Annotated in this window: 11 protein-coding genes and 2 pseudogenes; 4 read left to right on the top strand and 9 right to left on the bottom strand. The window is 62.6% G+C overall.

Annotation, left to right across the window (positions count from 1 at the left end; genetic code table 11):
• Positions 1 to 134: 134 nt before the first annotated feature.
• From P0D89_RS38970 to P0D89_RS38940, 7 genes are read right to left on the bottom strand one after another with little or no spacing between them, the layout of a single operon-like run.
• Entirely contained in the window at positions 135 to 1,181 is a 1,047-nt protein-coding gene (locus P0D89_RS38970) for an ABC transporter substrate-binding protein (protein ID WP_408364506.1), read from the bottom strand.
• A gap of 20 nt (positions 1,182 to 1,201) precedes the next feature.
• Complete coding sequence (locus tag P0D89_RS38965; protein WP_408364504.1) at positions 1,202 to 2,329, bottom strand: NAD(P)/FAD-dependent oxidoreductase; 1,128 nt, start codon at positions 2,327 to 2,329, stop codon at positions 1,202 to 1,204.
• Positions 2,322 to 3,764 (bottom strand): FAD/NAD(P)-dependent oxidoreductase, encoded by a 1,443-nt coding sequence (locus tag P0D89_RS38960; protein ID WP_408364502.1) that lies wholly within the window; start codon positions 3,762 to 3,764, stop codon positions 2,322 to 2,324. Before P0D89_RS38960 ends, P0D89_RS38965 begins: the two co-directional genes overlap by 8 nt.
• Complete coding sequence (locus P0D89_RS38955; RefSeq protein WP_408378205.1) at positions 3,761 to 4,078, bottom strand: (2Fe-2S)-binding protein; 318 nt, start codon at positions 4,076 to 4,078, stop codon at positions 3,761 to 3,763. Before P0D89_RS38955 ends, P0D89_RS38960 begins: the two co-directional genes overlap by 4 nt.
• A gap of 23 nt (positions 4,079 to 4,101) precedes the next feature.
• Positions 4,102 to 4,896: an ABC transporter permease gene (locus P0D89_RS38950; protein WP_408364498.1), complete on the bottom strand. Its 795-nt coding sequence runs from the start codon at positions 4,894 to 4,896 to the stop codon at positions 4,102 to 4,104.
• Positions 4,897 to 4,920: 24 nt separating this feature from the next.
• Positions 4,921 to 5,826, bottom strand: coding sequence for an ABC transporter permease (locus P0D89_RS38945; RefSeq protein ID WP_408364496.1), 906 nt, complete (start codon positions 5,824 to 5,826; stop codon positions 4,921 to 4,923).
• Positions 5,819 to 6,910 (bottom strand): ABC transporter ATP-binding protein, encoded by a 1,092-nt coding sequence (locus P0D89_RS38940; RefSeq protein ID WP_408364512.1) that lies wholly within the window; start codon positions 6,908 to 6,910, stop codon positions 5,819 to 5,821. Before P0D89_RS38940 ends, P0D89_RS38945 begins: the two co-directional genes overlap by 8 nt.
• Positions 6,911 to 7,211: 301 nt before the next feature.
• Between P0D89_RS38940 and P0D89_RS38935 the strand changes: the two genes are divergently transcribed.
• On the top strand, positions 7,212 to 8,072 hold the full coding sequence (locus P0D89_RS38935; protein ID WP_408364494.1) for an IclR family transcriptional regulator: 861 nt from the start codon (positions 7,212 to 7,214) through the stop codon (positions 8,070 to 8,072).
• A gap of 439 nt (positions 8,073 to 8,511) precedes the next feature.
• Here the strand turns inward: P0D89_RS38935 and P0D89_RS38930 are convergent.
• Positions 8,512 to 9,508: pseudogene (locus tag P0D89_RS38930) on the bottom strand (IS3 family transposase); the annotation flags it as partial.
• 200 nt (positions 9,509 to 9,708) lie between these two features.
• A pseudogene (locus tag P0D89_RS38925) lies at positions 9,709 to 10,008 on the bottom strand (IS3 family transposase); the annotation flags it as partial.
• 536 nt (positions 10,009 to 10,544) lie between these two features.
• Between P0D89_RS38925 and P0D89_RS38920 the strand changes: the two are divergent.
• The 3 genes from P0D89_RS38920 (at position 10,545) to P0D89_RS38910 (ending at position 12,369) form a co-directional block, all read left to right on the top strand.
• Positions 10,545 to 10,673 carry a hypothetical protein gene (locus tag P0D89_RS38920; protein WP_408364492.1) on the top strand — a complete coding sequence of 43 codons (129 nt, stop codon included), beginning with the start codon at positions 10,545 to 10,547 and terminating at the stop codon, positions 10,671 to 10,673.
• A 149-nt stretch (positions 10,674 to 10,822) separates the two neighbouring features.
• Entirely contained in the window at positions 10,823 to 12,025 is a 1,203-nt protein-coding gene (gene opgC / locus P0D89_RS38915; protein ID WP_408364490.1) for an OpgC domain-containing protein, read from the top strand.
• A gap of 47 nt (positions 12,026 to 12,072) precedes the next feature.
• Complete coding sequence (locus P0D89_RS38910) at positions 12,073 to 12,369, top strand: hypothetical protein (protein WP_408378202.1); 297 nt, start codon at positions 12,073 to 12,075, stop codon at positions 12,367 to 12,369.
• The last annotated feature ends 246 nt before the right edge of the window (positions 12,370 to 12,615 follow it).

Raw genomic sequence — 12,615 nt, 5'->3', positions numbered from 1 at the left:
GGAAATCATGTGACTATCGCCAGAACTATCGAACCCAAAACGCTTTGATTCCAAAGCTGCCACATGTAAGTGACACGCCTGGAATCCGTGGCGAAGGATCGTTTCTGCTTAGTCTCTAACAAGGATCTAGTGCATCACTGCTCGATCTGCCGGTTCCAGCGTTGATCCCATTGCGCGCGATGTGCATTGATCGAATCCCAATCGACGACCGTCACCTTCTTCACCAGGTCGTCTACATTGCCGAGACTCTTTTGCATACCGGGCGTCATTGTGGCGTGCTGGTTGGTCGGAATCTGCTTGCCGGCAGCAGCCGCCTTCGATTGCGCCGGCGCGGACAACAGGAACTGCACGAGTTTTTGGGCGAGTTGCGGATCCGAATTGTTCTTTACGACGCACAGATCGACCAGCAGCAACACGGCGCCCTCTTTCGGATTCGCATAAGCGACAGGAATGCCCTTGTCCTGCAGATCGCCGACAGCCGTTGGCGTCAACGGGAAGATGCCGGCTTCACCCGTCTGCACCATCTCTGAGAGCTTGGCCGAATTCGAAATGTATTCGACGACATTCGGCCCGACAGTACTCGACCATTTGCTGAATCCCGGTTCGACGTTCTGGTCGCTGCCGCCCATCAGCCGGTTGATCGCGAGAAACCCGTGCAGGCCGAACGTACTGCTCGACGCGGATTGAAACACCACCTTGCCCTTGTACTTCGGATTGGCGAAGTCCATCCACGAAGTCGGCGGTGCCCAGCCTTTCTCCGCAAACAGCTTCGTGTTGTAGCCGATTCCGGTCATGCCCAGCTGCACGCCCGCGCCGATATCGTCCTTCATGCGCGCGAACGGATACAGTTCTTTCAGCACTGGCGAGTCGTCGAGTTTCTGACACACGCCCATGCTGACGGCGCGCGCCATCACGCCGTCATCGAGAAACACGACATGGGTCTGCGGATTGTTCCGGTTGGCCATCAACTTGGCCAGCACATCCGATGACGTGCCCGGCACGACGACGACCTTGACGTTATTCGCTTTCTCGAAGTCGGGCAGCACCTGGCTCGTGTACGCCTTTTCCATCGGGCCGCCGTTCATGCCGATGTAGATCGTTTTGGTTTGCGACCAGGCCGGCGCGGCGGTGCCGATCGCGAACACGGCGGCCAGCGCCGCGACCGTGCTTGACAGCTTCATCGTGGGTCTCCTTGAGATCACTAAAGGACAGCGGGGATGGCGCTTCGGTCGAAACGGCCACTCGCAAACGCATCGAGCGGCGTCGCAGTCTCGCCGTCGATGACCAGGTCCGCCAACACCTCGCCGACACCGGGCGCGAGCAGAAAGCCGCCGCCCGAAAAACCGAATGCGTGCAGCAGACGCGGCACTTTCTGGCTTGCGCCGATCACCGGGTTGCTGTCGGGCGTCTCGCCTTCGACGCCGCTCCATGTGCGGATCAGCAACGCGTCGCGCAACGCGGGCAGCAACGCGCAGGCGTCGCGCATCACTGCGCGCGTGGTTTGCGTCGAGGGTTGCGCATACTCGCCGTCGCCATGCCCGCGCCCGCCGCCGATGACGCAGTTGCCACGCTCGACCTGTCGCGCGTAGACGCCGCCGCCCACCACCCCGAGGTTGTGCGTGATGAAACGCGGCAGCGGTTCCGTCACCCACATGTTCGGGTAAATCGGATGCATCGGCACGGACTCGCCGAAGAAGCCGGCGACGGTATTCGCCCACGCGCCGGCGCTGTTGATCAGCCAGTCGGCCGTAATGTGCTCGTCGCCGGCGCGAATCTGGAAGCGCGTGCCGTCGTGCGCGATGTCAGTCAGCGCGGTTTGCTCGCGCACCACCGCGCCCGCGCGTTGCGCCGCGCGCGCGAAGGCGGGCGACACGAGGCGCGGATTCGCGTGCCCGTCGCTCATGCACAACGATCCGCCCAACGCCGCCTCGCCGAGCCACGGAAAGCGCTTGCGAAATGCCGCGCCGCTCATCAGTTCGGTCGCGAGCCCGTGCTCGCGGGCCATCGCGGCCCATGTTTCGAGCACGGCAAAATCGCTTTCGCGACGCGCGAGACGCAGATGCCCCGATACGACGAGTTCTCCACCGATGCCGATCAGTTCAGGCAAGCGGTCCCAGATACGCCGAGCGCGCATCGCAAGCGGCAGTTGTTCGGCTGGCCTGCCCTGGCATCGCACGCCGCCATAATTGACGCCGCTCGCCTGCGCGCCGCAGTAGCGCCGCTCGAACAGGCCGACGCGCACGCCGCGCCGCGCAAGCGCGAGCGCTGCCGACGATCCGACGAGGCCACCGCCCGCAATGACGACCTGATAGTGCACGGCATCACTCATCGCGCGCCTCCTCGGGAATCGCCGCAACGCCGTCGTCGAACAGCATGGGTGAAATGGGAATCGGCTTGATGGGCGCCTGGCTGCGCAGACGGCCGGCGCGTTCGGGCGAGCATCCCGTTTCGTCACTCAGCAGCGCGATGGCCGCCTCGCCACACATGCGGCCCTGGCAACGTCCCATGCCGACGCGGGTCAGCGCCTTGAGGCGGTTGATCTCGCGCGCCTCGCCGGAACGGATGCAACGGCGCAGCATGCCCGCATTGATCTCTTCGCAGCGGCAAACCGTCAGTTCGTCGGGCCATTGTTTCGCGGGCTGCTGCGGCGGCGCGAAGGCCGCTTCGATTCCTTTCCGGAAGACGGCGATACGCTTGAGGCGTCGTTCGAGTGTCGCTGCATCCATGCCGCCCGGTCGCTGCGAATGCGCAATGCCCAGATCGTCGAGCAGCGCGAGCGCCGCGCGGCGGCCCGCGAGTTCCGCCGCGTCCGCGCCTGCGATACCCGCGCCGTCGCCCGCCAGATAGATGCCTTGCACCGAACTGCGCCCTGCGTCGTCGCGCTCGGGCAGCCAGCAACGGTTCAATTCATCGAAGCGAAAGCGGCAACCGGCAAGATCGGCCAGTTGCGTTTCCGGCCGCAGACCGAAACCCAGGCCGACGGCATCGCAAGCGATCGAGTCGATCCGAGCCGTCACCTCGTCTGCTTGCGATACGCGAAAGCGAATGCCCGTCACGCCCTGATCGCCATCGATGCCGACGAGCGTCACGTCGCGCACCACTTTCACGCCGCGCGCCTTCAGCCACGCAACGTAGTAGACGCCCTTTGCGAACGTCGAGGGCTGGCTCAAGAGCTTCGGCGTCGCGGCAACCTGCTTCGAGAAGCCGCTCGTGTCGAGCACCGCTTCGATCCGCGCGCCCGCCTTCACGTATTGATACGCGACCAGATACAGCAGCGGGCCCGTTCCCGCCAGCACGACGCGCCGCCCGATCGCGCACCCTTGCGCCTTCAGCGCAATCTGCGCGCCGCCAAGCGTGTAGACGCCCGGCAAGGTCCAGCCGGGGATCGGCAGCACGCGATCTGTCGCGCCACTCGCGATGATCAGATGCCTGAATGGCACACTGGTTTCGCGGCCATTGCACAGCGTATCGAGGCGGCGCGGCTCGCATGCCCATGCGAGCGTTTCGGGACGGTAGTCGATGCGCGGAAGAATCTCGCGCATCGCCTGATGCACGGCATCGGCCTTGCTGGACTCGAAACCGTAGAGCGCCGCCTTGGTGCGCCGGAACCCTGAATCGACGGGCGGCTGACGATAGATCTGTCCACCCCAGCGCGCGTTCTCGTCGAGCACGACGGGCTTGATGCCCGCCGCCACGAGCGTTTGCGCGGCGCGTATCCCGGCAGGTCCCGCGCCGACGATCACCACCTGCTGTTCGCCCTTCATTGCGTGCGCCCTTCGATGGATGCTGCGCCATTCGTCACGACGCGCATGCCCGGTCGAACGAGCGTCGAACAGGCGCGGATGCGCGCACCGTCTTCGCAGCGCACCCAGCAATCCTGGCAAGCGCCGATCAGGCAAAAGCCCGCGCGCGGCTCGCCGCTGAACTCGCTGTGACGTACGTGACGCTGCTGCGTGAGCAGGGCCGTCAGCACGGTATCGCCCGTTAGCGCGCCGACTTCCACGCCATCGATGAAAAAGGACAACGGCGCGCGTTCGGTCTCCGCCACGCGTAGCAGCTGGCTGTTGGGACTGGTCATATGAGCGAGTGCAGAAGAGGCCATCAGTGCTGGCCGATCAGAATGCGGTTGAGACCGTAGACGCGGTCGAGCAGCAACATCGCGCCCGCCGTGATGAAGATGACAAGCGCCGACACAGAGGCCATCATCGGGTCGATCGATTCCGTCGCGTACATGTACATGCGCACTGGCAACGTGACGGTCTGCGGCGACGTGATAAAGACCGACATCGTCAATTCATCGAAGCTGTTGATGAACGCCAGCAGCCAGCCGCCCGTGATGCCGGGCACGATCATCGGCAGCGTGATGCGGCGAAACGTGGTCCACGCATCCGCGCCCAGCGACGATGCCGCATGCTCGATGCTGCGATCCATGCCGCACACCGATGCCACCACGAGGCGCATCACGAACGGTGTGATCACGATCATGTGCGCAAGAATCAGCCAGGCGAACGATCCCGTTGCGCCAATCAGCGCGAAAAAGCGCAGCATCGCAATGCCGAGCACGAGCCCCGGAATCACCAGCGGTGACAACAGCAGCGCGTTCAGGAAGTTGCGTCCCGGAAAACGCGCGCGGCCGATCGCGAGTCCCGCCGGCAGCGCGATGACGAGCGACAGCGTCGCCGACGCGAACGCCAGCTTCATGCTGTTGAAGAACGCAGTGATGAAATCGGGGTAGTCGAGAATCGCCCGAAACCAGCGCAGCGACAAACCGTGCGTCGGCAGCGTAAGCGTTTCGTCGGGTGTAAAGGCGACCAGCACGACGATCGCCAGAGGCGCGAGCACGAAGAGAATCACGAGCGTATGGAACGCGAGTGCGATAGGACCGTTCTTGCGCATGATGGTTAGCTTGTCGGATTCGTGTCAGCTCATGCTGCGCGCGTAGCGCCGCTCAAGCACGCGGTAGTAGGTGAGCATCACGACGAGATTCGCGATCAGCAGCAGCACCGCGATCGTCGCGCCCAGCGGCCAGTTCATCGAGCTCAGGAACTGGTCGTAGACGGCCGTGGCGGCCACCTTCAGGCGGCGTCCGCCGAGCAGGCCCGGAATCGCAAACGCGCTCGACGACAAGCCGAACACCATCAGGCTGCCGGACAGGATGCCGGGCACGAGCTGCGGCAAGACGATGCGGCGCAACGTCGTCGCCGGCGATGCCATCAGCGAAAGCGCCGCACTCTCCGTCTGCGGATCGAGCCGCTGCAGCGCGGTCCAAACGGGAATCACCATGAACGGCAACATCACGTGCACGAGCGCGATGACGATGGCGAACGTCGTGTATTCGAGCTTGTACGGCCCGAGCCCGAACAAAGCGAACGCCTGGTTCACGAGGCCGTTCGTGTTGAGCAGCATGCTCCAGCCGAACGCGCGCACGACGACCGATACCAGCAGCGGCGCGAGTATCACCAGCAGAAAGATCGAGCGCCACGGGTCGCGCATGCGCGACAGCACGTACGCTTCGGGCGTGCCGATCGCGACGCACAGTACGGTTGTCAGCAACGCGATGCCGAAGGTGCGCAGAAAAATCGTGTGAAAGTACGCCGAGCCGAGCACCTCGACGTAGTTGCGAAAGTCGAACCCGGCAATCGGTCCGCTCGCGGGATCGAAGCGATAAAAGGTCAGCGCGAACGTCATCGCGAGCGGCACGAGGACGAGCGTCGCGAACAGCAGTAGCGCGGGCGCGCTCATCAGCCAGAGGGGCACGAACGCGCGCCACGGCGCGCGCGCTGCGCGGCTGCTCGCGCCTTGCGTCACGGGCAGCGTGCTATCCATGCGCGCGCTCCCGGCCGATCAGGCGCATCGAATTGCTATGCCAGTCGATGCCGACCTTCGCGCCTTCCGCAAACGGTTCGTTGCCCTCGTTCTGGCAGCACACGAGCATCTCGCCGACCCGGCTGTCGAGCCGGTAAAGCCACTGGCTGCCGAGAAAAAAGCGGCACGTCACGTTGCCCGAAAGACGTCCTGTGTCGGGCGAGCAGAGGCGCAGCTTTTCCGGGCGTATGCACAGCGTGACGGCATCGCCGACGCCGATCGCATGGCCATGCGCCGACCACTGCGCGACGCTGCCCGTCTCCGCGAGATCGTGACCGAGGTCAATGTGGATCGCGTCGCCATCGCGGGAAACGACCGTGCCCGCCAGCATGTTCGCCTTGCCGATAAACTGCGAAACGAACCGGTTTTCGGGCCGCTCGTAGGCGCGATAAGGCGTGTCGATCTGCGTAATGCGCCCGGCTTCCATTACCACGACGCGATCGCTGATCGATAGTGCTTCGGACTGGTCGTGCGTGACCATGATCGTCGTCGTGCCCGTCTTGCGCTGGATCGCGCGCAGTTCGAACTGCATGTCTTCCCTGAGCTTCGCGTCGAGATTTGACATCGGCTCATCGAGCAGCAGCACGGGCGGTGCGATCACGATCGCGCGCGCAATCGCGACGCGTTGCCGCTGACCGCCCGACAGCTCACGTGGAAAACGATGCGCGAGCGAATCGAGCCGCACGAGCGCAAGCGCTTCACGCACGCGATCATTGCGCGCGGTCTTGTCGACGCCGCGCATCTCCAGCCCAAAGCTGACGTTCTCCGCGACGCTCATGTGGGGAAAGAGCGCGTAGCTCTGGAAGACGATGCCGAGGCCGCGCTTGTTCGGCTTCATGTGCGTCATGTCGCGGCCGTCGAGCGTGATGCGGCCGCGCGTCGTTTCGATGAAGCCCGCGATCATCTGCAGCGTCGTCGTCTTGCCGCAACCCGACGGGCCGAGCAGCGAGACGAACTCGCCCTTTTCCACCGACAGGTTGATGCCGGCAACAGCATGCAGATCGCCGAACGACTTCGAAACGTCAGTCAATGTGAGGAACGACATGGTCTGGCCTTTCGGTGCGGGCACCGGCTGAATCGACTGGGGCGTCTGTTGAACCGACTCTAGCTGGCCAAATTCCTAGGCGTCAACGATAAATTCCATTGAACGATATAAATATACTATTTCTTCTATTGAATGAAATATTTGTCAATAGCTAAACGCTAAACGTTCCATCCGACGTTGTCAGCGCAAAAACGGGAAAGCTCGCTAGCGAGGATCTCAGCAGAATATTTGCGGGTTGCCTGCATCCGCGTATGAATATCGTCTAGTATTCCGTTCAATGGAATCGCAGAAGAGATTGAACATGAAAGCTTCGAAGGAGACCGATGCCGCGCCGCCCGACGCACCTGGCGCCGGCATGCTGCAACGCGCGTTCGCCGTCCTCCGCGCGTTGGGCGAGATTCAACCCGAAGGCGGCCGTGTGACGCGCATCGCCAAAGCCGTCGGACTTACGCAGGCCACCGTGCATCGCATCCTGCATGCGCTGATCGCGGAAGGTGTAGTCGAGCAGGAGCAGAACACAAAGCTGTACCGGCTCAGCGTCGACTTTTTCGCACTGGCTGCACAGGCGGGCAATCCGAGCGGGATGCGCGCGCTTTGCCGGCCCGCGCTGCTGAGGCTATGCGCGAGTCTTGGCGATACGATCTTTCTGCTCGTCAAAAGCAGTTTCGACGCCGTGTGTCTCGACATGTGCGAGGGGCCTTTTCCGATTCGCTCGTTCACAGGCGATATCGGCGGGCGCGTCGCGCTGGGCGTCGGACAGGGCAGTCTTGCGATTCTGGCGTTCCTGCCTGAAGCGGAGCGCGAAGAGATTATCCGCTTCAATGTTCCGAGGCTACGCAGCTACGGCGTGCTCGACGAAGTCTATTTGCGCACGGAGATCGAGCGCGTCAGGCTGCTCGGCTACGCCGGACGCAACAGCGGCGTACTGGAGGGAATGGCGGGCGTCGCCGTGCCGATCATCGACAGAACCGGTTGCGCGGTGGCCGCGCTGAGCGTCGGCACGTTGTCCGCGCGCCTGGGCGAAGACCGCTTGCCGATGGTCGTCGAGTTGCTGAAACGACAGGCGGACCTCATCGGTCCGCAGGTCAATCCGTTCGATGTCGCGATGCGCCGGCCGATGCACGGACTCACACGTGCAATGACGACCGAGCCGATCGCTTGACACACGATCCGGCTCGGTCGCTTATAGCACTCAGGCCGTCTTGAACCGCGCCACCTCTTCGGAGCCCGACGTCGCATTGCCCGCGCTATTCGAAGCGCACCCACGCCCCCCATCCGGCCGCCGTCGACGATCAGATGACGTGTAGCTGCGGCTTGCGTCGCCGTAAGCGACGCACTGTATTGCCTGCAAACGCTAGTCTAGAGCTAGGCCGTTTCCTTCCTATGCCCTCAATGCTGGCCACAAATAAACCCTTGACCTTCCTGGCCCACGAGGCCCTCGGCTTGCCGCCTGCTCTAAAGGTAACCTTCCTCCCACCGGCTAGCTGGCTCCAGCTTTCTGCACGCGACGACGCAATCGTCAAAGCGTCAAAGCCGATCTTGGTAACGCTGATCCTTCTTCCGACCGGCATCGCTTCGGCAGCAGGCCAGCAATCCGCCGCATTGCTGGCTACCGTCTCGATGCCCGCATCGAGCATGGTATTCACAAGTTCGGCATCCGGCCGCGTGCCGATTGTCCAGCTCACCACAAGACCATCGAAGCAGTCGCTCAACGGCGACAGATATACCTTGCCGGCTGGGATCTGGAATTCGGTAATGTCGGTGAGCCACTTTTCATTTGGGGGCTACTGCACGGAAGTCACGATTGATGAGGTTCTCCGGCGCGGGGCCTATTTCTCCGCCGTAGGAGCGGTAGCGACGTCGTCTGGTCGTGGCAGCGGCCAGCCCTTCCTGCCTCATCAAACGTCGCACCACCTTCTCCGAGATAAAGACCTGCTGCCTGCCCAGAGCCGCGCGCATCCGACGATAGCCATAACAACGGTGATTGAGTTCGAAGATGTCTGCGATGACGCGACGCGCGCCAGCATACTTATCAGCCACGAGCAGACGTGCACGGTGATAGAAGTAGGAGCTACGAGCAAGCCCCAATACGGCTAACAGCTCTGGCAACGTGTAGGTTTGTTTCAGGGCATCAACGAGCATCGTTTTCTCCCGGTTGCTCAGGAGTTGCGGGGCGATGCCCATTCCTTTTTTTATCAGTTCGTTCGCCTTCTTCAGGATGTCGTGCTCGAGCTGCAGTTGCCGGACGTCGCGTCGAAGCGATTCGACCTGCTGTTCCAGTTTCGCACGCTCACGGTCCGGTGCTGGCTTCTTCTGGCGTTTCATGGATGCTGGGGCTTCACGACCGAGTAGCTGGTTCTTCCAATTGTAAAGCGTCGGCCTGCTCACGCCTGCTTTCTGGGCAATCAGGCTCGCGCTTTCCTCTCTGGTGCACAGTTCGATGACTGCCGCCTGCTTTACCTCCGGCGATTTCGGAACGCTGCCAGTTGCTCTGCCGACAATGCGTTTTCCGATTTCGGGATGCAGCTCTTCGATCCAGGCGGCGAGCGTCCCGCGACTCGGATATCCCAACGCCCTCAAGGTTGCAGCAGCACAACGCTTCGCCTCAAGCTCCATTTCCCACGGACTTCGTCACCTTGCAGTGTCGGCAAGTCACCGCCGCTTCGGCTCACTTCCTCTCGCAGCAGAGGAAGGGCATGCCCCGGTACTGCAACTTCAACTCCTCCGGACTCCTGCATTCCAAACATGCTCAAGCAGCTTCACCCCCGTACGGGCGGGCTACGCTGGCTGGGCGTACCGTACGTGAATTCCGAAACCCAGAGCTGGTTCGGCCGGTCAGCCTTGAACTGACGGTTGACCCGGTCCAGCGGGCGTGGGGCTGATACTTCGGGGATGGTCGTGCGTACTCGCTTGCCGCGAAGGACTCCGCGCAAACCCTGTTGCTTCATCAGCCGCTCGACGGTGCAACGTGCCACTGCGACACCTTCCCGGTTTATCTGCTTCCAGACTTTGTCCGCGCCGTAGACCCGCATGTTGTCCTGCCAGACGCGCTTGATCTGCGGTCGCAAAAACTCGTCGCGTTTTGCGCGGGCACTCCGTTCGTGGATATGTGTCGGTCGTGTGCTGCCGGTCGACGACTGGCGGTGACCGACCCCGACGCGGTCTTTCGATCCTCCCTCTTCGCTGCGTCCCTTTTTGAGCCTCCAGCGGTCATTATCCAATCCTCCAGGGCGCCTGCTCCGTCGGCATGAACAGGGTTGCACAGAGACAAGGGGTTCTAAGCGGCGGCCCTGGCACGGATCAAATCCAGCACCGTGACCAACTGTTCGACCTGATCCGCGAGAAAGATCGTCTCGGGCCCGGAAGGACCCGTTCCGGACACTGATCCAAGCACCCACCTCAACGGCAGCTTAAGGCTGCAACGGACATTCATCCGTTCGAGTCGGTCGGCGAGTCACTAACGGAGAACGTGCGTCCGGATGGCCATTCTTGCGTGGGTTGGAACAGCGTTTTGTCTTTATTAGGGTTTTCACTTAGACGCGGGAGGGCTAGAGTTGTTTTCAGCGCTGTCAGATCGACTTTGGCCGCCCCTAATACCCGCGGTTGGAACCCGATCCCCCACTGGAAAATCATCATGAACGAATCCACACACATCGAAGACTTTTCCGCCCTCGACGATTGGGCGCCTGTGATTCCCGAGTGGCAAGCCTTCAGGCCCGAAGCCTATGAGCCCTGCGCGACCAAAGAGGACTGCGCCGACTGACGCGGCTCAGGCGGTGAGATAGGGTTCGGAAACGACAAAGCCCGACACGAAGCCGATTCGTGAACACCCTTGGCGGCTGCCCGGCCGGCCCGGCGCAATCTCCGCAGCCTCAACCGTCACGTCCACACAGCATCAAGCGGAGTTTCACCATGAGTCGAGATCCCGCTCGTTCAACGAGCGTCGATTTCCTGCGCGGCCTGGCGCTGATCGTGATTACACTCGACCACGTCTCCCAGAGCGCGCTCTCGCATCTGACACTGCATACCTATGCATTTTGCGACGCGGCCGAGGTCTTCGTCTTTCTCGGCGGCTATGCGAGCGCCGCTGCATATTGCGCGATGACAGCGAGCGGTGGCGCAGCGCACGCGCATCGCCGCTTCCTTAAACGCAGCTGGGAAATTTATCGTGGCTATCTCCTGACGGCCGCTCTGATGCTGCTTTGCGGCCTGGCGATGCTCGCGCTGCACATCCACACCGCCATACTGACCTACACCGATGCGCCACGGTTTTTGGTCCGGCCGTTCCAGACGCTACTCGATATCGCCACGCTACGGCGCCAGCCTGATCTGGCTGCAGTGCTGCCGATGTATATCGGGTTCGCGCTGTGCGTGCCGCTGGTGGCGCCGGTGGTTCGTCGCCGGCCGGCCACCGCCCTGCTGGCGAGCCTGGCGTTGTGGCTGTGCGCACCCTCGCTCGCGCATCTGCTGCCGAGCGCCGACCCTATCGGCTGGTCATTCGATCCGTTCGCGTGGCAGTTGATGTTTATGCTTGGCATGCTGTGCCGGCTGCATCCGGTGTCCGCCGTGTTCCAGACTTCGCGCGCCGGACTACGGCTGACCTGGATTGCGCTCGCCGTGGCGCTGGCTTTCGCCGCTTACAAGTTGATGGTTGAAAACCAGCCGGAACCCGGCTATCTAAAACAGCACCTGAGTTCCCTGAGAGTCGTCAGCTTCGTCGCGATCGCCTGGCTGGTCGCGCAGATGAGCCGGCTCGGGTGGATCGACCGGCTGGCCGCGGCGCTACCGCCAGTGGTTACCGTCGGTCGCCAGGGACTGACCTGCTTTGTCTGGGGAACGCTCATTTCGATCGTTGCCGACACCGCGCTGCGGGTCGCGGCGCCCGCCTTTCATACACGCACGCAAGCGGTTGCTGCGGCGCTGTCGGCCGACTTGCTGACGATCGCGGCGGTGCTCGGCGTCGCCATCGCTGCGGCCAAGCTCAAATCCAATCGGCCGACAGCGCGGCGGCAAGACAGAAATGGACAATACGGATGCCGAGCCGCTGCTCCGCACTTGCCAGTACCGACGATGGCCGCACCACGACCGAGTGGCCGCCACCGTCCAAGCGCTTGAGTGAGGTTGAGCGACAACAGATGGGGCGCAACCAACTGTAGCATTGCGTGGCCATCAACACGCTAAGCCGCCACCTCACGACGTGGATCCCGAACAACTTGATCGATCGCGCGGCGTTCGCGGCGAACGCTAATCAGACTGCTCTGGACCAGGCAGATCGCGCTGCCGACATCGTGCCGGGGTCGCTGCAGGTCGGCAGTCAGCCTGCAAGTTCCGGCGGTTGCCGGATCGATGCGCAACAGGTGGCCAAATCATTCGTTGCCACGGCTGGTAGAAATCAAATTCGCTACCTCGAAAGCGAAAGTCAGCGATCGGCGAGCAACGCCACAGCGGGAAGTCGCTAAGGCCGACGAGTTGCCGGATCGAGTCTGTACCTCAATGTTCGGTACCTAAGCGGTTGCGACGTTCGAATGTCCATCTGCATGCACGGTCGAACGGCCATAGGGGGCCGAACCCGGAAGCCCATCGGAAGCCCGTGTGCAGCGCGCCCGACTCGACTGGCGAACTTCCGCAGACGACCCTCTCCGGATCTTGAACCCGGCATCACCTGTACGGCTGCTTTAAGGTGTCTAACGGCGATCCACACGTCG

Source organism: Paraburkholderia sp. RL18-085-BIA-A (assembly GCF_046027075.1).
Lineage (GTDB): Bacteria > Pseudomonadota > Gammaproteobacteria > Burkholderiales > Burkholderiaceae > Paraburkholderia.
The sequence above is the reverse complement of the archived record's forward strand: the minus strand, read 5'-3'. Positions and strand labels throughout refer to the sequence as shown.

What these genes read in the sequence shown, in the direction of transcription:
- P0D89_RS38970 (WP_408364506.1), bottom strand. Translation starts at nt 1,181, where the DNA reads ATGAAGCTGTCAAGCACGGTCGCGGCGCTGGCCGCCGTGTTCGCGATC.
- P0D89_RS38965 (WP_408364504.1), bottom strand. Translation starts at nt 2,329, where the DNA reads ATGAGTGATGCCGTGCACTATCAGGTCGTCATTGCGGGCGGTGGCCTC.
- P0D89_RS38960 (WP_408364502.1), bottom strand. Translation starts at nt 3,764, where the DNA reads ATGAAGGGCGAACAGCAGGTGGTGATCGTCGGCGCGGGACCTGCCGGG.
- P0D89_RS38955 (WP_408378205.1), bottom strand. Translation starts at nt 4,078, where the DNA reads ATGACCAGTCCCAACAGCCAGCTGCTACGCGTGGCGGAGACCGAACGC.
- P0D89_RS38950 (WP_408364498.1), bottom strand. Translation starts at nt 4,896, where the DNA reads ATGCGCAAGAACGGTCCTATCGCACTCGCGTTCCATACGCTCGTGATT.
- P0D89_RS38945 (WP_408364496.1), bottom strand. Translation starts at nt 5,826, where the DNA reads ATGGATAGCACGCTGCCCGTGACGCAAGGCGCGAGCAGCCGCGCAGCG.
- P0D89_RS38940 (WP_408364512.1), bottom strand. Translation starts at nt 6,910, where the DNA reads ATGTCGTTCCTCACATTGACTGACGTTTCGAAGTCGTTCGGCGATCTG.
- P0D89_RS38935 (WP_408364494.1), top strand. Translation starts at nt 7,212, where the DNA reads ATGAAAGCTTCGAAGGAGACCGATGCCGCGCCGCCCGACGCACCTGGC.
- P0D89_RS38920 (WP_408364492.1), top strand. Translation starts at nt 10,545, where the DNA reads ATGAACGAATCCACACACATCGAAGACTTTTCCGCCCTCGACGATTGG.
- opgC (WP_408364490.1), top strand. Translation starts at nt 10,823, where the DNA reads ATGAGTCGAGATCCCGCTCGTTCAACGAGCGTCGATTTCCTGCGCGGC.